This window comes from Pseudomonas sp. P108, from assembly GCF_032613195.1.
Taxonomy (GTDB): domain Bacteria; phylum Pseudomonadota; class Gammaproteobacteria; order Pseudomonadales; family Pseudomonadaceae; genus Aquipseudomonas.
On the sequence record NZ_CP126691.1, the window covers coordinates 1,683,568 to 1,701,478 of the forward strand.

Consider the following 17,911-nt stretch of genomic DNA (forward strand, 5'->3'; position numbering starts at 1 on the left):
GTCCGCACATGTGTGAATTACTGGGCATGAGTGCCAACGTGCCGACCGATATCGTGTTCAGCTTCACCGGCCTGATGCAGCGCGGCGGCCGCACCGGCCCGCACCGTGACGGCTGGGGCATCGCGTTCTATGAAGGCCGTGGCCTGCGCCTGTTTCAGGACCCGGCGGCGAGTTGCGAATCGGAAGTCGCCAATCTGGTACAGCGCTATCCGATCAAGAGCGAAGTGGTCATCGGCCACATCCGCCAGGCCAACGTCGGCAAGGTCTGCCTGTCCAACACCCATCCGTTCGTCCGCGAACTGTGGGGGCGCAACTGGTGTTTCGCGCATAACGGCCAGCTCGCCGATTTCACCCCGATCAAAAGTTTCTACCGCCCGGTCGGCGATACCGACAGCGAGGCGGCGTTCTGCGATTTGCTCAACCGCGTGCGTGCAGCATTCCCGGAGCCGGTCGATATAGAAGAATTGCTGCCGGATCTGGTCGCCGCGTGCGCCGAATACCGCAGCAAAGGCGTGTTCAACTGCCTGCTCAGCGATGGCGACTGGCTGTTCTGCTATTGCTCGACCAAACTGGCGCAGATCACCCGACGCGCACCGTTCGGCCCGGCGCGGTTGAAGGATGTCGATGTCATCGTCGATTTCCAGGCGGAGACCACGCCCAACGACGTGGTCACGGTGATCGCCACCGAACCTTTGACCGAAAATGAAACCTGGACCCGCTACGAACCGGGCCAATGGAGCCTGTGGCGACGCGGCGAATGCGTCAGCCAGGGCAAGACCGAATAAGGATCTACTCCGATGTTGCTCAGTTATGTACGGCTGGTGTTGTTTGCGGCGGGCCTGTTGATCGGTGTCCAGGTGCCGGGATTCATCAATGATTACGCGAAGCGGGTCGAGGCGCATCTGATCGAAGCGCAGACCGGTTTGCGCGGTTTTCAAGGGACTGCCGAGCAGTTCTTCAAGGGCGATATGCAGGCACTGGTTGCGCATTACCGCGCCAGTGAAGATCCGATCTTCCGCAGCGACGCCGACAGTCTGAACACCTTGCTCACGCGTCAGGTGGCATTGGACAAGCAGTTCCAGGCGATGCAAGGCCCGTGGTACATCCGCTTCCTGCAAGTGGTGCTGGCCGCCGATCCGGATATCCGCAAGGAAACCTGGAACGGATACAGCTACCAGATCCTGCTGACTCCGGAAGCGATGATCTGGGGCATGAGCGGTGCGTTGCTGCTGTCGTTCGGCATTGAATGCCTGTTCCGCTTGATCGATTGGGTTGTTCTCGGCGGTCGACGCCTGCGCCAGAGCCGGCCGATCGAAGACCGCGACGTGCGCGGTCTCTGATGATCGTTCCCACGCTCTGCGTGGGAATGCCTCAACGGACGCTCTGCGTTCGGCTTTCGAGGGACGCGGAGCGTCCCGGGCTGCATTCCCACGCGGAGCGTAGGAACGATCAACTTAAAGCGATGTAGTCCTTGCCCACCTTGATCGCATATCCCTCCAGCACCTGCTGACACAACGTCACAATCTCCTCGACCCACTCAACGCCCACCCGCCACGACACCACCACCTGCAAGTTCGGTGGCCGTTGATCAACCGCCAGCAAGGTCAACTCCCCCCGCGCCAATTCCTCAGCCACCAGCACCGGTGGCAGCACACCAATGCCAAATCCATCGCGTAACAACCGCGTGATCGCCGACACCGAATTCACGCAATTCAAACGTGGCGCCATTACGCCGTTCGCCTGCATCAGCGCCAGAAGATCCTGATGCGGTCGGGAGTTTTTCGAGTAAGTGATGATGCGTTCCTGCGCCAGTTCGGCAAGGTCGGCGTAGTCACGGTTGTAGATCGAATTACTGGCGACAATCCAGCCCAGTGGATGACTGGCCAGCTCCAGACTGCGTACGCTTTCATGGCGCACCAGGTCAGTTTGCAGAACGATGTCGAGGAAGCCTTTTTGCAGCTGATCGCAGAGATTCAGCGAGGTATCCGCCACCAGCTCGATTTCCACCCGTGGATACAGATCGGTCATCTGCGCCACCAGCGGGCTGAGCCAGGTGTGGATTACCGTGTCCATCACGCCAATGCGCACCCGGCCGACCTTGCTCGAACGGGTTTCGATCGACTGCTTCAGTGCCGACATCGTGTCGAGCATCTGCTCGGCATACTCCAATACTTTCAACCCTTCGGGCGTCAGGCTGACCCCGCGTGAATCACGCAAAAACAGCTTCACCCCCAGCTCGCCCTCCAGCACCGCAATGCGGCTGGAAATCGACGCCTGAGTGGTGAACAGCTTGTCGGCGGTCAGGCGAAAACTCTTCAGTCGGGCGACCCAGACAAAGGTCTCGAGAAACTTCAGATTCATGGGCAAGGCTCGGGTGACAAATTTTTCTTATGGCTAAGGCGGGGTTTTATTCGTTGGACGCAGCAGGGCCGCGCGACGAAAAATCGACGCATCCGGTTCCCACGATAGGCGTCGTCGGGGCTACGAACAAGACCAATAAAAAACCTGCGGAGATAAGCCATGAGTGCGCCCGACACCCTACAAGCATCCACGGCAACGGCGCGTCCGGGGCCGTTCGACTGGTATCGCAACATCAACCAGCAGGAGCGCCGCACGTTCTGGAGCTGCAAGATCGGCTACGGTCTGGACGGCATGGACACGCAGATGCTCAGCTTCGTCGTGCCGACATTGATTGCAATGTGGGGCATTACCACCGGCGAAGCGGGGCTGATTCACACCAGCACCTTGATCGCCTCGGCCATCGGCGGCTGGGTCGCCGGGATTCTCTCTGACCGCATCGGTCGCGTGCGCACCCTGCAATTGACGGTGCTGTGGTTCGCCTTCTTCACCTTCCTCTGCGGCTTCGCGCAGAACTACGAACAACTGCTGATTGCCCGGACCTTGATGGGCTTCGGTTTCGGCGGCGAATGGACCGCCGGTGCGGTGCTGATTGGCGAAGTAATCCGCGCCAAGGATCGCGGCAAAGCAGTGGGCATGGTGCAATCGGGATGGGCGCTGGGCTGGGGGCTGACGGCGATTTTGTACGCGCTGCTGTTCTCGGTGTTGCCGCCGGAAGACGCTTGGCGCGCGCTGTTCATCCTTGGCATCGTGCCGGCGATTTTCGTGATTTTCGTCCGTCGCCTGGTAAAAGATCCGGAGATCTACCGCGAGGCCAAAGCTCAACAAACGCCGGAGACTCAGTCGAAGTTCTACGAGATCTTCGCCCCCGGCATGTTGTTCACCACAATCCGCGCATCACTGCTGACTACGGGTGCTCTGGGCGGCTATTACGCGATCACTTCCTGGCTGCCGACCTTCCTCAAAAACGAGCGCGGTTTGAGCGTACTCGGCACGGGCGGTTATCTGGCGATGGTGATTGTCGGTTCCTATGTCGGCTATGTGATCAGCGCTTACCTGACTGACCTGCTGGGTCGGAAAAAGAACTTCATCCTCTTCGCGGTCGGCTCGTTCACCATCGTTCTGCTCTATACGCAGTTGCCGGTGAGCAACGGCGTGATGCTGTGGCTGGGCTTCCCGTTGGGTTTCTTCGCCTCGGGGATTTTCAGCGGCATGGGCGCGTTTCTCACTGAGCTGTTCCCCACGCGGATTCGCGGTTCGGGGCAGGGCTTTTGCTACAACATCGGTCGGGCGCTGGCGGCATTGTTTCCGCTGCTGATCGGTTTGCTCAGCCAGAAAGTACCGTTGAGCGTCGGCATTGGTGCGTTTGCGGCGGTGTCCTACGGCGTGGTGATTATTGCGGCGTTGAGCCTGCCGGAAACCCGCGGCAAGCAACTCGATGCGCAGTAACTGATAACCTGCGCAGCACAGTCCTACAGATAAAAAGACAAGCACCTACAGGAGTGTTCACCGTGAGCCGCCTGCTATTGAATTGCGACATTGGCGAGAGCTTCGGCAGCTGGACCATGGGTCTGGATGCCGAGGTCATGCCCTTCATTGATTGTGCCAACGTGGCTTGTGGTTTCCACGCCGGTGACCCGAGCATCATGCGCAAGACCGTCAGCCTGGCATTGAGCCACGGCGTGCAGATCGGCGCACACCCGGCCTATCAGGATCTGGTCGGTTTTGGCCGCCGCTCCATGGCGTATTCGGCGCAAGAACTGCAAGACATCCTGCATTATCAGATCGGCGCCCTTGATGGCATCTGCAAAGCCCAAGGCGGCCGTGTCAGTTACGTCAAACCCCACGGCGCGATGTACAACGACATGATGGCCAACCCGGCGCAATTGCGTGCCGTGATTCAGGCGGTGGCCGCTTACGACCGCGGCCTGCCCCTGATGTTGATGGCCACCCGCGACAACTCCGCCGCGCAGCAGATTGGCGATGAATATGGCGTCACCCTTTGGTTTGAAGCCTTCGCCGATCGCGCCTACGACAGCGCCGGCAAACTGGTTTCACGACAACGGCCGGGCGCGGTGCATCACGATGCCGAAACCATCATTGAGCAAGCCCTCACCATCGCCCGTGGCGACAACCTCACCGCCAGCGACGGCAGCGCGTTGCGTCTGCATGCCAACACCCTCTGCGTACACGGCGACAACGCCAGTTCGGTCGCCGCTGTGCAACGCATTCGCGAGGCCTTGAATCAGCAGAGCGCGCCATGAACCCAAGGATTGAAGTGGTGGCACTGGATTGCCTGATGCTGCGTCTGTTCGATGAAATCGCCGAAGCCAACATGCCGTGGATGCTCGCCGCCAGTGAGCGCTTGCGTGCGTTATTCGGCGAGCAATTGATCGATCTGGTGCCTTCCTATACGACACTGATGGTGCATTACGATTTGACTGCACTGAGTCCGAGTCAGGCGCGGGAATTGATTACCGAGGCGCTGATTGATTTGTCGCCCAATGCGCGAAAGGCTGGCCAGTGCCATGTGCTGCCGGTCTGGTATGACTTGAGCGTCGGGCCGGAACTGAGCTTGCTCGCCGAGCGCAGTGGCTTGGCGCTGGAGGAGGTGATTCGTCGTCACAGTGGCCGCGAATATCAGGTATTTGCCCTTGGTTTCGCGCCGGGTTTCGCCTTTATGGGGCTGGTCGAAGAGATTCTCGCTGCACCGCGCTTGAATACCCCACGCAAAAAAGTCGCTGCCGGCAGCGTCGGGATTGCCGAACGGCAAACGGCGGCCTACCCGGTGGTGTCCCCCGGTGGATGGAACCTGATCGGTCGCACGCCAGCGAAATTGTTCGACCGTCATCGTGATGGCTACAGCCTGATGCAACCCGGCGACACGGTGCGATTCGAAGCGGTCAGTCACGCTGAATTCATCAATCTGGGCGGCGATGACACGCCACTGGAGGCGCGGGCATGAGCCGACTGACGATTGAAGCCAGTACCCCGTTGTGCCTGTTGCAGGACGCGGGACGGTTTGGCGTGCGACACCTGGGCGTCACCCAGGGCGGTGCGGCGGATTGGTGTTCGATGAGCTGGGCCAACTGGTTGCTCGGCAATAACCTCGATGCAGCGGTGATCGAAATCACCCTCGGCGGGTTTGCCGTCGTCGCTGCAGAGGATTGTTTGCTGGCGCTGGCCGGAGCTGATCTTGGGGCGCAGATTGATGGTCAGCCGCTGGCGCCGTGGCGCAGTTTCAAGTTGGGTAAAGGACAGAAGTTGCTGTTCACGCAACCGTTGCTCGGTGCCCGGGCTTATCTGGCAGCGCCCGGCGGTTTTGATGCACCGAAGGTGTTGGGCAGCCGTGCGACGGTGGTGCGTGAGGAACTCGGTGGTCTGGATGGCATGGGGTTGCCGCTGGCCAAAGGGGCGGCGCTGAGTTATCGCGGTGAAGCGGTGTTGCTTCGCGAAGTGCCTTTGGCGTTACGGCCTGATTTGAAAGTGAATGCACCGCTGGATCTGGTACTCGGCGCACAGATCGGCCAGTTCAGCGGGCAGAGCCTGTTTGATGTGTTCAACACGACCTGGGCTGTGGACAGTCGCGCAGATCGCATGGGCATTCGCTTGTTGGGCAGCGCCTTGCACTATCAGGGGCAACCGATGATTTCCGAAGGCATTCCACTCGGGGCGGTGCAGGTGCCGCCGGACGGGCAACCGATCGTGTTGCTCAATGATCGTCAGACCATTGGTGGTTATCCACGCTTGGGGGCGCTGACACCCTTGGCGCTGGCGAGGCTGGCGCAATGTCTCCCGGGTGACAGGGTGCGGTTCACGCCAGTCATGCAAGAGCGTGCATGGCAAACTCATCTCAACTATCTGAAGTCCTACTTGTAATTGTCCGTCATTCGGACTGAAGACCGAGACGATTCCGCTAGGTTTGGTAAGTCGCCCTACATCACTTGGCGATGGAGTGTGGAACTATCGGTCTTCATCTTTTACAAGGAAGTTGCAGATGCGTTATATGAAAGTAAGTGGTCAAGTTAGCGTTGAAGGGACAGCCAGTGTCGAAAGCCGTATCGTCGAGTTCTATGAGTCCGGCGTAAACGATGCCGTTTACCAAGCGAAGATGGATCGTTTCGGCAACCTGCAAAAAACGAGCACTGACAAGATCGGATTCGAAGGGCTCGCGAGTTTGATCGAGCCGTTCATATCCAAGGCAAATCTCGATATCAAGCGCAGTTTTGACCGGCATCACAGTGGAAATCCAAACGGTAAATCCATGGTGCTGATTGCCGAGGGACACACTGCAGAGGGCACTGCTACAGGTGTCACGTTTCGCTTTTTTGCAGAAGACGGCAAACTGAAACATGAAGTGTTGCACCGCCCGGAAACCGACCTGGAAAGAAAAAGCCGGCGAAAGCTGGAAGCTCAGGAGAGAATAAAAACTGATTTGTTGGCAAAAAGGCGAGGTGTGCAACCTCCGCCCATTTGCGAAACAGAAGACAGGAGCTTCATGGACAGGCTTTGCAAGTCCTACATTCAATTGGGCTGGTAAATTTGATTGTTCCCACGCACCGCGTGGGAACAATCCGGCTGTCATTTGGACAAAAACCGCATCCCTTCCTCAAGCCCGCGCAACGTCAACGGATACATCTGATCCTCGATCAGATCCCGCACGATATTGGTCGATGAGGTATAGCCCCAAGTGTCTTTCGGGTACGGGTTGATCCAGATGAGCTTCTTGTACTTCTCCATAAAGCGCTGCATCCACACGTAACCCGGCTCTTCGTTCCAGTGCTCGACACTGCCGCCGGCCTGAGTGATTTCATAAGGTGCCATGGCGGCGTCACCGATGAAGATCACTTTGTAGTCGGCGCCGTACTTGTGCAGCAGATCCTGAGTCGAAGTGCGCTCCGACGTGCGGCGCATATTGTTCTTCCACACCGATTCGTAAACGAAGTTGTGGAAGTAGAAGTACTCCAGATGTTTGAACTCGGTCTTGCAGGCCGAGAACAGTTCTTCGCAGATCTTCACGTGCGCGTCCATCGAACCGCCGATGTCGAACAGCAACAACAGCTTCACCGTGTTGCGGCGCTCGGGGCGCATCTGGATGTTCAGCAGACCGGCGTCCTTGGCGGTGTGGTCGATGGTGCCGTCGATGTCCAGCTCTTCTGCCGCGCCTTGGCGGGCGAATTTGCGCAGTCGGCGCAGGGCGACTTTGATATTGCGCGTGCCCAGTTCCACCGAGTCATCGAGGTTCTTGTACTCGCGCTGATCCCAGACTTTTACCGCTTTACCCTGACGCTTGCCGGCATCGCCGACCCGAATTCCTTCCGGGTTGAAGCCGCCGGAACCGAACGGGCTGGTGCCGCCGGTGCCGATCCACTTGTTGCCGCCGGCATGGCGTTCCTTCTGTTCTTCCAGACGCTTCTTGAACTCTTCAATCAGCTTGTCCAGGCCACCGAGGGACTGGATCTGCGCACGTTCCTCATCCGTCAGCGAGCGCTCGAACTCCTTGCGCAGCCAGTCTTCGGGAATCAGCGCCTGCAAGTGATCATCGAGTTTTTCCAGGCCATTGAAGTAGGCGCCGAACGCACGGTCGAACTTGTCGAAATGGCGTTCGTCCTTGACCAGAATCGCCCGCGACAAGTAGTAAAACTCGTCCATGTCGGCGAAGGTCACGCGCTGTTTCAGCGCGTTGATCAGGTCGAGCAGCTCGCGCACCGACACCGGCACCTTGGCTGCTCGCATTTCATTGAACAGGTTGAGCAACATGGCATCAGCCTCTTAGCGGGTGCCGCGACGGCTCATGAACGCCAGGCGCTCAAGCAGTTGCACGTCCTGTTCGTTCTTCACCAACGCGCCGGCCAGCGGCGGAATGGCTTTGGTCGGATCGCGCTCGCGCAGCACCGCTTCGCCGATGTTGTCGGCCATCAGCAGTTTCAGCCAGTCAACCAGTTCCGAGGTCGACGGCTTCTTCTTCAGGCCCGGCACCTTGCGCACATCGAAGAACACGTCCAGCGCTTCGCTGACCAGATCTTTCTTGATGTCCGGGTAGTGCACGTCGACGATTCTTTGCAGGGTCGGGCGATCCGGGAAGGCGATGTAGTGGAAGAAGCAACGGCGCAGGAAAGCGTCCGGCAGCTCTTTTTCGTTGTTCGAAGTAATGATGATGATCGGGCGTTTTTTCGCCTTGATGGTCTCGTCGATCTCGTAAACGTAGAACTCCATCTTGTCGAGTTCTTGCAGCAAGTCGTTGGGGAACTCGATGTCAGCCTTGTCGATCTCGTCGATCAGCAGAATGACCCGCTCTTCAGACTCGAAAGCCTCCCAGAGCTTGCCTTTCTTCAGGTAGTTGCGCACGTCGTGGACTTTTTCATTGCCCAGTTGCGAGTCGCGCAGACGGCTGACCGCATCGTATTCGTACAGACCCTGATGGGCCTTGGTGGTGGATTTGATGTGCCAGGTGATCAACTTGGCGCCGAACGATTCGGCCAGTTGCTCGGCGAGCATGGTCTTGCCGGTGCCCGGCTCGCCCTTGACCAGCAGCGGCCGCTCCAGGGTGATGGCGGCGTTGACCGCCAGCTTCAGGTCATCGGTGGCGACGTAGGCCTGGGTGCCTTCGAACTTCATCTGCTAATCCTCGAACGGTAACGCCGACCTGACGGGCAGGGCGGGGGCGAAATAATCGGATGCCCGACTATAACGCGCAGCCCGGTCGACTGTGAACGCAGACGGCTTATTCAGTCTCTGAATGGGGCGTCACATGTTGACTCAGTCTCGGCCGATGGCCGGTATTCAGGCCTCGTTGATTTGACGATAGCCTTCAGGATGTCCACTGAATCTGTGGCGAGGGAGCTTGCTCCCGCTGGGCTGCGAAGCAGTCCCCATGTGCCTGGAGGCGCTGAATTGATGCTATCCATGAAACGACCACGCTTGGCGGCTGTTACTACACTCTCTGATTGCCGGCTTGCACTGGACTTTGTTGATGGTCGAGCGCTGACACTCGATTTGAGTCGAGATATTCAAACGTGTAAGCAGTTGCAGCCCTTGCTTGATCCCCAAGTCTTTGCGACTGCCATCTTGGGCGATAAAGGTTGGACCGTTGAATGGCCGGCCCCGGATATTCAGATTGGCGCCGATACTCTATATCTGGATGCTTTTCCAGAAATGAGCCCTAACCCGCATCCGGCTTCGGCCGCTCATACCGGGCATTGAATGCCTGTACGAAACCATTGCGCAAAATCTGCAAAAACGCTTCGAACGCGCTGATATTTTGCTGATGCACGTTGCCGCTGAGTTCGACCTTGGTGGCGAACTGGTTTTTCGCCTGGTTCTTCAGCACGGTTTCCGTGCCGCCCACCAATGCCTCCCAGACCGAGCGGAAGATGCTCTTGTTCTTGTTTTCCACGTCCTGCTGCCAGTTGAACACTTCGACGTCGCGCAGCAGCGGCTTGATGTAACCGTTGACCTGGGCCTTTTTGGCTTGGGCTTCGATCACCACGTCACCGTGGCCGGCGTTGAAGTCGAACTTGCCGTAGGCCGAGGCGAAGTCGTTCATGCGCTTGAGTTCGATGTCTTTGGCGCGCAGGCGGAATTCGAAGTCCTCGAAGTTGCTCAGAGGGTCGAACGTTGCGGTGGTTTCCAGCGGTGCATGCCCCAGCAGGAGGGCTTTGCCTTCAAAGCGGGCGTCGCGTTTGCCCTGTTTGTCGACCACGTTGGTCAGGTTGTAGATGCTTGCGTCGACATTGGTCGCGTTCATGTTCACTGGCGGTTTTGAATTGAAGTTGCGGAAATTGATGCGGCCATCGCTGATCTGCACTTCATCGAGGGTGATCGGCAGCAATTTGCCCAGTTGCTCGCGCCAGTCGGTGCCTTGACCGGTCTGCGAGTTCTGTTTGTTGGCGCCGCCATCGACGAAGTTAACCTCAGGTTTGACGAATTTCACCTGCGCCACCACGGCATGGTCGTACCACAGCGAGTGCCAGCTGACCGCCAGATCGATCAGCGGTGCATTGACGAACGGCACCGGCACTTTGCCGTCGACCTTGACGATTTTCAGACCGTTGATTTTGTAGGCGCCGCGCCACAGCGCGAGGTCGACGTCGGTGATCTGGCCACGGTAATCGCCCATGTTCGCGAGTTTGTCGTTCAGGTAATCGCGCACCATGTAGGGCAGGGCGATGTGCAGCGCGAGCAGCAGCACAACGATTCCCGCGAAAATCCACAATGGCCAGCTGTAGCGACGTTTCATGGCAGTCATTCCCGAACGATTCAAAGCGATTGACTGTTGGCGGCCCCAGACGTTCGACCCGACTGGACTGCGATGGGCAACAGGCTTACCTTGGAACGCTGAATTCAATGCTGCATAAGGACCCAGCCATGAGCCGTATTTTTGCTGACAACGCCCATTCCATCGGTAATACGCCGCTGGTGCAGATCAACCGCATCGCGCCGCGCGGTGTGACCATTCTGGCCAAGATCGAGGGGCGCAACCCCGGTTATTCGGTCAAGTGCCGGATCGGCGCCAACATGATCTGGGACGCCGAAAGCAGCGGCAAACTCAAACCGGGCATGACCATTGTCGAGCCGACGTCGGGTAACACGGGCATTGGCCTGGCATTTGTTGCCGCTGCCCGTGGTTATAAATTGATGCTGACCATGCCGGCCTCGATGAGTATCGAGCGTCGTAAGGTCCTCAAAGCATTGGGGGCCGAACTGGTGCTCACCGAGCCGGCAAAGGGCATGAAAGGCGCTATCGAGAAAGCCGCCGAGATCGTCGCCAGCGATGCTGACAAATACTTCATGCCGGCGCAGTTCGATAACCCGGCCAACCCGGCGATTCACGAAAAGACCACTGGCCCGGAAATCTGGAACGATACCGACGGCGCTGTCGATGTACTGGTCGCCGGCGTCGGCACCGGCGGAACCATCACCGGCGTTTCGCGGTATATCAAGAATACCCAAGGCAAACCGATTCTGTCGGTAGCAGTGGAGCCAATGTCCTCGCCCGTGATTACTCAGGCGCTGGCCGGTGAAGAGATCAAACCGAGCCCGCACAAGATTCAGGGGATCGGTGCCGGTTTTGTGCCGAAGAACCTTGATCTGTCGATGGTTGACCGGGTCGAGCAGGTCACCGACGACGAGTCCAAGGCCATGGCGCTGCGGTTGATGCAGGAAGAGGGGATTTTGTGCGGTATTTCCTGCGGTGCAGCGATGGCGGTAGCGGTGCGTCTGGCGGAGACGCCAGAGATGCAAGGCAAGACCATCGTCGTGATTTTGCCTGATTCGGGCGAACGTTATCTGTCGAGCATGTTGTTCAGCGATCTGTTCACTGAGCAGGAGACTCAGCAGTAATCCAGTTGATTCAGGTCAGCCAGGGTTCAGGATCGTTATGCTAATAAATGCTTTGTTGCGCAATTCTTAACACTGAATCTTGTGTCAGGCGGGTTTTTCCCGAAGCCGGTAGTGTTTATCATGGCCGGCTGCCATGCCGGGTAAAAGGCATTGCGCAGCGTTGTCTTTATTCAAGGAGTTGTTGATGACCTTTTCGTTTGCCGCCAAGGCGTTTGTGCTGCTGCTCTTTTTGGGCAGCACACTCTATGTGCATTTGCGCGGCAAGGCGCGTTTGCCGGTTCTGCGTCAGTTCGTCAACCACTCGGCGCTGTTCGCCCCGTACAACGCCTTGATGTACCTGTTCTCCGGCGTACCGTCCAAGCCTTATCTGGATCGCAGCAAATTCCCGGAGCTGGACGTGCTGCGTGATAACTGGGAAACCATTCGCGACGAAGCCATGCACCTGTTCGATGAAGGCTACATTCGCGCGGCGGAAAAGAACAACGACGCCGGTTTCGGTTCGTTCTTCAAGAAGGGCTGGAAGCGTTTCTACCTCAAGTGGTACGACAAACCGCTGCCATCGGCCGAAACCCTGTGTCCGAAAACCGTGGCGCTGGTCAGTGCAATTCCCAACGTCAAAGGCGCGATGTTTGCGTTGCTGCCGGGTGGCAGTCACCTGAACCCGCATCGTGATCCGTTTGCCGGTTCACTGCGTTATCACCTCGGCCTGTCGACGCCGAACTCCGACGATTGCCGGATCTTCGTTGATGGTCAGGTGTACGCCTGGCGTGACGGCGAAGACGTGATGTTCGACGAGACCTACGTGCACTGGGTCAAGAATGAAACCGACAAAACCCGCGTGATCCTGTTCTGCGACGTCGAGCGCCCGCTGAGCAACCGTCTGATGACTCGCATCAACCGCTCGATCAGCGCCTGGCTCGGCCGTGCCACCGCACCGCAGAACCTCGACGATGAACGCGTTGGCGGGATCAATCAGGCCTACGCCTGGAGCAAGAGCTTCAGTGACAAGTTCAGTGGCGTGGTCAAACACTGGAAACGCCGTCATCCGAAGGCTTACCGCGTGATGCGGCCGGTGCTGGCAGTGGCGGTGTTGACGTTGTTGGGGTATTGGCTGTTTGGTTAAGGCTGGATGTTGTAATAAAAAACCGTTCCTTGAGAGCGGTTTTTTTTATGAAGAGAAGGTGAACGAAGCGCCAGCGAGCACGCCTCCTGGCTCTACCGCAGCTGGATTCACCAATGCTTCTCTGATTCGGTGCAACTCCCGTTCAGACAACTTTCCGGAAGAGCGTTTTCTAACAGCTTTTATCGATCTGGCGCCTGGCGCCCTTTTTTCATCGGCAGCCTTCATGGTGCCTCCGGCGTTGATCATTAAATGAGCAGTTGTCCGATACTAGTCTTACCAAATTAGCTTCACAAGCCTACCCTCTGAATCGAATTCAAAACCCAGCTGCCGGTAAAGAGGAATCACCCCAGGGAGAGGCTCCTGAATTTCAATTTGTGTACTGCCGATGATTCGCGCGAAGTGAGTCACGGCGGTCAAAGCAAATGTCGCTACTCGGCTTTTGAGAGGGTGATCGTTATCGGGCTTTCCTTCCAGGCGTACAATTTTCACTCGCAACCGGCTCTGATTAGGGTTTGCAAAGCAAAGTCCGCATAACTCCTGATCAAACCAGATTGCTAAATCGAAGCTAAGTGGTTCCTTGGCCTTCCACCTGACAACATCTTGCCAAGAGAAATGAGGATCAAACCATTCTTCATAGGCACTCAGCGCTAGCGCATCGATTGCTTCGAAACGAACTCTGGAGTGATCAACATCCACTATCCCTTGCAGCAACAAGTCTTTGTGCAGTTTTGCGAAAGTAACACCAGCCTGTTTCCTGGCCTGTGATTTGTAAACCTGGTAGCGCAAATACGTCCGTTCCCTTGGCATGTGATCCTGTGCATTCCTTGTCCCCCATGGTTGGGTGTCGCGATTGCAATCCAGCCTATTCACCTTGCGGCCAACTGTCCCTGCTGGCCCTTTGTCCAAATCATTGCAATCCATGTCCCACGCTGGTTATAGTCGGCGCTCGTGAGTCGTATGCCTCACCTTCCACACTCTCAAAAAGATCTGCCCCAATGCCTGCATCCCTCATCAACGCGGTAGTCGATTCAGCGGTCAACGCTGTCGTGGTGCCGTGCGGGAATCAGCAGCCCAAGCAGATCAGTCATTACCCCCCTCCTGTCAGTAGCACGCCGGTGTGCGCAGTCGTATCACCGCCGGGCGTTGGCGTTTCGGGCTGATCAGCACTGTCTGCTGAGTCCTGCCGCCCGCCAGAAAAACCTACTGAATTTCAGCTTCGGCTGAGTTGGCTTCTTGCCTGACTACAGGTGGTATTCATGTTTGTCCTGTCGAAAAAATCCGCGCTCGCGGCCGCGTCCACGAGCCTGTTCGTTCTGCTGTGGAGCAGCGGGGCGATCTTCTCCAAATGGGGCCTGGCCCATGCTTCCCCGTTTGCCTTTCTGCTGATTCGCTTCGCGATTGCCTTGTGCGGGCTGGTGTTGCTGGCGCCGTTGCTCAAATTGAAGTTGCCCAAGGGCGGGCGGCCGATGTTGTTTGCGATCGCCACGGGCGTGGTGTTGTTGGGGGCCTATCAGATTTTCTATCTATTGGCGCTCAACACCAAAGTCACCCCCGGTGTGATGGCGACCATCATGGGTGTGCAGCCGATTCTCACCGTGGTCTTGATGGAACGGCAACGCTCGGCCAGCCGGATGTTCGGTCTGGCGCTGGGGCTGGCGGGCCTGATCATGGTGGTTTACCAGGGCATCGGTCTGGCCGGGATGTCCTGGGCGGGGATGCTGTTCGGGTTGCTGGCGCTGGCGAGCATGACGCTGGGCTCGATCATGCAGAAACGCATCACCGACAATCCTCTCGGCACGCTGCCGGTGCAGTATCTGGCCGGGCTGTTGTTGTGCGGGATCTTCGTGCCGTTTCAGCCGTTCCATTTTGAACACAGCACAGGTTTTATCGTGCCGGTATTGTGGATGGGGCTGGTGGTGTCGGTGCTGGCGACGTTGTTGCTGTATCGGCTGATCGCGCGGGGCAATCTGGTGAATGTCACCAGTCTGTTCTATCTGGTGCCGGCGGTGACGGCGGTGATGGACTATCTGATTTTCGACAATCGCCTGGCAGCGTTGAGTGTGCTGGGGATGTTGTTAATTGTGGTCGGTCTGGCATTTGTGTTTCGTGAAAGGGGGTAACAGATCATCAGGTGGCGGCTTTTAGGCCGCCGATCGCGAGCAGGCTCACTCCTACAGGGGAACGCATTCCAATTGTAGGAGTGAGCCTGCTCGCGATAGCCTTTTTGGCAACAGCACTAATTTATCGGGCCGGCACCTCAGCCGGTTTCACCACCGCCGGCTTCAAAACCAGCCACAGCGCAATCGCGATCAACACCCCGCCATAGATGTGCGCCATCGATAACGGCTCATCCAGCAACAACGCCCCCCACAACACGCCGAACGGCGGAATCATGAAGGTCACCGTCATCGACTTCACCGGACCGATCGAGCTGAGCAGGCGGAAGTAAATGATGTAGGCAAACGCCGTGCAGCCAAGACCCAGGCCCAACAGCGACAGCCAGACATTCCAGCCGCCCCAACTGACCGGCGGTGACGTGATCACGCTGTAGCCGAACAACGGCAACAGGAACAACGTCGCACCGAGCATGCTGCCCAGCGCCGACAATCGGCTGTCCAGTCCACCGGCCTGATCCAGCCAGCGCCGCGCGAGGAAACCGGCAAAACCATAACAAGTGGTCGCCAGCAAGCAGGCGAGGGCGCCCATCAACAGCTGCATGTCAAATGCCACGGGACCGGCGCGGGTCAGCACGCCAACGCCTAACAGACCGAGGAACACCCCGCCCAGTTTGGCTGCGGTGAGTTTTTCACTGAAGAACAACCCGCCAATCAGCACGCCCATCAGCGGCGTGGTGGCATTGAAAATCGCCGAATAGCCGGCTGGCAATACCTGGGCCGCGACCGAATACAGTGTCGCCGGAATGCCTGAGTTGATCACGCCCAGCAGCATCACGGTTTTCAGTTTGCCTTTGAAATCCCAGCGCACGCGCATTAGCCCGAGGATTACCAGCAAACCTGCAGCCGCAATCGACACGCGAAGGAACCCGGTCGGGATCGTGCCAATCACCGGCGCAATAATGCGCATGAACAGAAAACTTGCGCCCCAGATGGCCGCCAGCGACAACATACGGAAAATATCGACAGGGCTCACGACGGGGCTCCTTCCTTGATCGGGACGAGAGTGTTGCCGAGCGCCCTGACGAAGGCAACCGCTATTCGGGCATGCAACTTATCGGTCAGATCACAAAGCGTGTCACCAGACTGTTGAGGTCCACGGCCAGACGCGACAGTTCCTGGCTTGCAGCCGAGGTCTGAGTGGCGCCAGCGGCGGTCTGCGTTGAGAGGTCACGGATGGTCACCAGATTCTGATCGACCTCGCGCGCCACCAAGGCCTGCTGCTCGGCCGCGCTGGCGATCACCAGGTTGCGTTGGTTGATCTGCGAGATCGACGCGGTGATTTTTTCCAGTGCCTGCCCGGCACTGTTGGCGCGGCGCAGCGTCTGACCCGCCTGCTCGGCACTGCTCTGCAAAGCGCCAACGGTCGCCCCGGTGCCTTGCTGGATGCTGCTGATCATCAGCTCGATTTCTTCGGTGGAATTCTGCGTGCGTTGCGCCAGCGAACGGACTTCGTCCGCGACCACGGCAAAACCGCGCCCGGCTTCACCGGCGCGCGCCGCTTCGATCGCCGCATTGAGCGCCAACAGATTGGTCTGCCCGGCAATCCCGCGAATCACCTCCAGCACTTTGCTGATGTCCTGTGCCTGCGTGGCCAGACCCTCGGCTTGTGCGGAAGCACCGAGTACCGCATCGACCAGTTGCTGAATCGAGCTGATGGTTTCGCTGACCTGTACGTGGCCGTGCTTGCTGTCCTCGTTCGACGCGGCAGACGCCTCGGCGCTGGACACCGCGTTGGCGGCGACTTCGTCCACCGCCGTGCTCATCTCGGTGACCGCGGTGGCGGCTTGTTCAATCTGATCGTTCTGCTGCTGCAGGCCGCGGGTGCTCTGCTCCATCACCGAACTCATTTCCTCGGCAGCGGAAGCCAGTTGCTGTGCCGATTCGCTGATACCGCGAATGGTCGAGCGTAGATTGCCCTGCATCTCGGCCAAGGCATGGAGCAGCTGCGACGCCTCATCCTTCCCGGTGCTGGTGATCTGTCCGCTGAGATCACCGGCAGCAATGCGCCGCGCGACATCCAGTGCCTGATTGATCGGGGTGGTGATGCTGCGGGTCAGCAGCCAGGCCAATAACAAGGTGGCAATCAGGGCGACCACGATGATCGACGTGACGATCCACAATGCCTGCTGATACATCGCCGCAGCGGCTTTGGCGGCGGCATCCGCACCTTGTTGGTTGAGGCTGATCATCTGCTCCAGCGTCTTATCGAGCACAGTGCCCTGCGGCGCCAGTTCATTGCTCAAACGCGTGGCAGCCTGCTCGTTCTGCCCCGCGTCAATCTGGCTGACAATCTGATCGAGAATGCTCAGGTATTTGCCGATGGCCGCGTTCAAGCCGTCGAGCATCGCCTGTTCCTGATCACTGGCGATCAAGGCTTTGTGATCGTTGAGGCGTTTGAGCAACTCCTCGCGTTGCGCCTTGAGGATATTTTTGCTTCGGTCGCGCACCGCAGGCTGGGAGTTGGTGATCAGACGCAACGATTCGAGACGGATGCTGGCGATGTTCGCCGCCGCGTCATGAATGCTCTCGATGCTGGGCATCCATGATTCTTCGATCACCGCTGCACTTTCGCGCAGGGTTTTCATCTGGCCCAGACCGAACAGGCCGACCATCACCAGCAGACTGGCCAAAACGGCAAAGCTCAAACTGGCGCGCAAACCTATGCGCAGATTCCGGATAGACATCAGTGTGCTCCTTGATCTTTGAAGGGGGGGGGTCGTCCTCGTCAGCGAGGATCTTGTTATGAGGCGGGTAATGGCGGGCTGTATATCAAAGTGCCACTATTTTGGTAAGACCAATCTGGAGTCGTTGCTGGCGATCCGCGTAGTTGCAGCAATGCCGCGGACTAGACGCGTGCATTGGGTCTTGGATCCGAAACCCAGAGAATTCACGGACTGGCGCAGGGCGGCGA

18 protein-coding genes are annotated in these 17,911 nt (G+C 58.1%); 11 read left to right on the plus strand and 7 right to left on the minus strand.

Going from position 1 to position 17,911, the window contains the following annotated elements; genetic code table 11:
* The first annotated feature begins 8 nt into the window (after positions 1-8).
* The gene (locus tag QOM10_RS07450; RefSeq protein WP_007911322.1) at positions 9-785 is read left to right on the plus strand and encodes a class II glutamine amidotransferase; all 777 of its coding nucleotides are present in this window, start codon (positions 9-11) and stop codon (positions 783-785) included.
* Positions 786-797: 12 nt separating this feature from the next.
* Positions 798-1,340 carry a DUF2937 family protein gene (locus tag QOM10_RS07455; protein WP_034153178.1) on the plus strand — a complete coding sequence of 181 codons (543 nt, stop codon included), beginning with the start codon at positions 798-800 and terminating at the stop codon, positions 1,338-1,340.
* A 109-nt stretch (positions 1,341-1,449) separates the two neighbouring features.
* On the opposite strand, the gene QOM10_RS07460 is transcribed toward QOM10_RS07455, so the two are convergent.
* Positions 1,450-2,361, minus strand: coding sequence for a LysR family transcriptional regulator (locus QOM10_RS07460; RefSeq protein WP_127926215.1), 912 nt, complete (start codon positions 2,359-2,361; stop codon positions 1,450-1,452).
* Between the two features lie 159 nt (positions 2,362-2,520).
* Between QOM10_RS07460 and QOM10_RS07465 the strand changes: the two genes are divergently transcribed.
* The 5 genes from QOM10_RS07465 (at position 2,521) to QOM10_RS07485 (ending at position 6,898) form a co-directional block, all read left to right on the plus strand.
* On the plus strand, positions 2,521-3,807 hold the full coding sequence (locus QOM10_RS07465) for an MFS transporter (protein WP_127926216.1): 1,287 nt from the start codon (positions 2,521-2,523) through the stop codon (positions 3,805-3,807).
* Positions 3,808-3,869: 62 nt separating this feature from the next.
* Positions 3,870-4,622, plus strand: a complete 753-nt coding sequence (locus QOM10_RS07470) for a 5-oxoprolinase subunit PxpA (protein ID WP_150773811.1) — start codon at positions 3,870-3,872, stop codon at positions 4,620-4,622.
* Positions 4,619-5,323 (plus strand): allophanate hydrolase subunit 1, encoded by a 705-nt coding sequence (locus tag QOM10_RS07475; protein ID WP_316917812.1) that lies wholly within the window; start codon positions 4,619-4,621, stop codon positions 5,321-5,323. Before QOM10_RS07470 ends, QOM10_RS07475 begins: the two co-directional genes overlap by 4 nt.
* Positions 5,320-6,237, plus strand: a complete 918-nt coding sequence (locus QOM10_RS07480; protein ID WP_316917813.1) for a biotin-dependent carboxyltransferase family protein — start codon at positions 5,320-5,322, stop codon at positions 6,235-6,237. The genes QOM10_RS07475 and QOM10_RS07480 overlap by 4 nt, the downstream gene beginning before the upstream one ends.
* Positions 6,238-6,355: 118 nt before the next feature.
* Positions 6,356-6,898, plus strand: a complete 543-nt coding sequence (locus QOM10_RS07485) for a hypothetical protein (protein WP_127926220.1) — start codon at positions 6,356-6,358, stop codon at positions 6,896-6,898.
* Between the two features lie 41 nt (positions 6,899-6,939).
* Here QOM10_RS07485 and QOM10_RS07490 read toward each other — a convergent pair whose 3' ends face one another.
* Both QOM10_RS07490 and QOM10_RS07495 read right to left on the minus strand, forming a co-directional pair.
* Positions 6,940-8,118: a vWA domain-containing protein gene (locus tag QOM10_RS07490; protein ID WP_064388394.1), complete on the minus strand. Its 1,179-nt coding sequence runs from the start codon at positions 8,116-8,118 to the stop codon at positions 6,940-6,942.
* Between the two features lie 12 nt (positions 8,119-8,130).
* Positions 8,131-8,976: an AAA family ATPase gene (locus QOM10_RS07495; RefSeq protein ID WP_127926221.1), complete on the minus strand. Its 846-nt coding sequence runs from the start codon at positions 8,974-8,976 to the stop codon at positions 8,131-8,133.
* Positions 8,977-9,264: 288 nt separating this feature from the next.
* On the opposite strand from QOM10_RS07495, the gene QOM10_RS07500 reads away from it, so the two are divergent.
* Positions 9,265-9,561: a DUF2442 domain-containing protein gene (locus QOM10_RS07500; protein ID WP_224790066.1), complete on the plus strand. Its 297-nt coding sequence runs from the start codon at positions 9,265-9,267 to the stop codon at positions 9,559-9,561.
* Here QOM10_RS07500 and QOM10_RS07505 read toward each other — a convergent pair.
* On the minus strand, positions 9,521-10,597 hold the full coding sequence (locus tag QOM10_RS07505; RefSeq protein ID WP_127926223.1) for a DUF748 domain-containing protein: 1,077 nt from the start codon (positions 10,595-10,597) through the stop codon (positions 9,521-9,523). The two genes, QOM10_RS07500 and QOM10_RS07505, sit on opposite strands and share 41 nt — an antisense overlap.
* 128 nt (positions 10,598-10,725) lie before the next feature.
* Here QOM10_RS07505 and cysK point away from each other — a divergent pair, with 128 nt between their 5' ends.
* Together cysK and QOM10_RS07515 are read left to right on the plus strand one after the other, a co-directional pair.
* Complete coding sequence (gene cysK / locus QOM10_RS07510) at positions 10,726-11,700, plus strand: cysteine synthase A (RefSeq protein WP_127926224.1); 975 nt, start codon at positions 10,726-10,728, stop codon at positions 11,698-11,700.
* A gap of 184 nt (positions 11,701-11,884) precedes the next feature.
* The gene (locus QOM10_RS07515; protein ID WP_316917814.1) at positions 11,885-12,823 is read left to right on the plus strand and encodes an aspartyl/asparaginyl beta-hydroxylase domain-containing protein; all 939 of its coding nucleotides are present in this window, start codon (positions 11,885-11,887) and stop codon (positions 12,821-12,823) included.
* Between the two features lie 273 nt (positions 12,824-13,096).
* Here the strand turns inward: QOM10_RS07515 and QOM10_RS07520 are convergent, their stop codons facing one another.
* A complete protein-coding gene (locus QOM10_RS07520) occupies positions 13,097-13,630 on the minus strand; it encodes a hypothetical protein (RefSeq protein WP_316918369.1) in 534 nt (177 codons plus the stop codon).
* A gap of 449 nt (positions 13,631-14,079) precedes the next feature.
* Here QOM10_RS07520 and QOM10_RS07525 point away from each other — a divergent pair, with 449 nt between their 5' ends.
* Positions 14,080-14,943, plus strand: a complete 864-nt coding sequence (locus tag QOM10_RS07525; RefSeq protein ID WP_150749304.1) for a DMT family transporter — start codon at positions 14,080-14,082, stop codon at positions 14,941-14,943.
* 121 nt (positions 14,944-15,064) lie between these two features.
* Here the strand turns inward: QOM10_RS07525 and QOM10_RS07530 are convergent, their stop codons facing one another.
* The gene (locus QOM10_RS07530) at positions 15,065-15,973 is read right to left on the minus strand and encodes a DMT family transporter (RefSeq protein WP_127926229.1); all 909 of its coding nucleotides are present in this window, start codon (positions 15,971-15,973) and stop codon (positions 15,065-15,067) included.
* An 85-nt stretch (positions 15,974-16,058) separates the two neighbouring features.
* Complete coding sequence (locus tag QOM10_RS07535; protein ID WP_150749303.1) at positions 16,059-17,684, minus strand: methyl-accepting chemotaxis protein; 1,626 nt, start codon at positions 17,682-17,684, stop codon at positions 16,059-16,061.
* Positions 17,685-17,911: the final 227 nt, after the last annotated feature.

What these genes read in the sequence shown, in the direction of transcription:
- QOM10_RS07465 (WP_127926216.1), top strand. Translation starts at nt 2,521, where the DNA reads ATGAGTGCGCCCGACACCCTACAAGCATCCACGGCAACGGCGCGTCCG.
- QOM10_RS07515 (WP_316917814.1), top strand. Translation starts at nt 11,885, where the DNA reads ATGACCTTTTCGTTTGCCGCCAAGGCGTTTGTGCTGCTGCTCTTTTTG.
- QOM10_RS07485 (WP_127926220.1), top strand. Translation starts at nt 6,356, where the DNA reads ATGCGTTATATGAAAGTAAGTGGTCAAGTTAGCGTTGAAGGGACAGCC.
- QOM10_RS07475 (WP_316917812.1), top strand. Translation starts at nt 4,619, where the DNA reads ATGAACCCAAGGATTGAAGTGGTGGCACTGGATTGCCTGATGCTGCGT.
- QOM10_RS07495 (WP_127926221.1), bottom strand. Translation starts at nt 8,976, where the DNA reads ATGAAGTTCGAAGGCACCCAGGCCTACGTCGCCACCGATGACCTGAAG.
- QOM10_RS07455 (WP_034153178.1), top strand. Translation starts at nt 798, where the DNA reads ATGTTGCTCAGTTATGTACGGCTGGTGTTGTTTGCGGCGGGCCTGTTG.
- QOM10_RS07450 (WP_007911322.1), top strand. Translation starts at nt 9, where the DNA reads ATGTGTGAATTACTGGGCATGAGTGCCAACGTGCCGACCGATATCGTG.
- QOM10_RS07480 (WP_316917813.1), top strand. Translation starts at nt 5,320, where the DNA reads ATGAGCCGACTGACGATTGAAGCCAGTACCCCGTTGTGCCTGTTGCAG.
- QOM10_RS07500 (WP_224790066.1), top strand. Translation starts at nt 9,265, where the DNA reads ATGAAACGACCACGCTTGGCGGCTGTTACTACACTCTCTGATTGCCGG.
- QOM10_RS07520 (WP_316918369.1), bottom strand. Translation starts at nt 13,630, where the DNA reads ATGCCAAGGGAACGGACGTATTTGCGCTACCAGGTTTACAAATCACAG.
- QOM10_RS07460 (WP_127926215.1), bottom strand. Translation starts at nt 2,361, where the DNA reads ATGAATCTGAAGTTTCTCGAGACCTTTGTCTGGGTCGCCCGACTGAAG.
- cysK (WP_127926224.1), top strand. Translation starts at nt 10,726, where the DNA reads ATGAGCCGTATTTTTGCTGACAACGCCCATTCCATCGGTAATACGCCG.
- QOM10_RS07535 (WP_150749303.1), bottom strand. Translation starts at nt 17,684, where the DNA reads ATGTCTATCCGGAATCTGCGCATAGGTTTGCGCGCCAGTTTGAGCTTT.
- QOM10_RS07490 (WP_064388394.1), bottom strand. Translation starts at nt 8,118, where the DNA reads ATGTTGCTCAACCTGTTCAATGAAATGCGAGCAGCCAAGGTGCCGGTG.
- QOM10_RS07505 (WP_127926223.1), bottom strand. Translation starts at nt 10,597, where the DNA reads ATGAAACGTCGCTACAGCTGGCCATTGTGGATTTTCGCGGGAATCGTT.
- QOM10_RS07525 (WP_150749304.1), top strand. Translation starts at nt 14,080, where the DNA reads ATGTTTGTCCTGTCGAAAAAATCCGCGCTCGCGGCCGCGTCCACGAGC.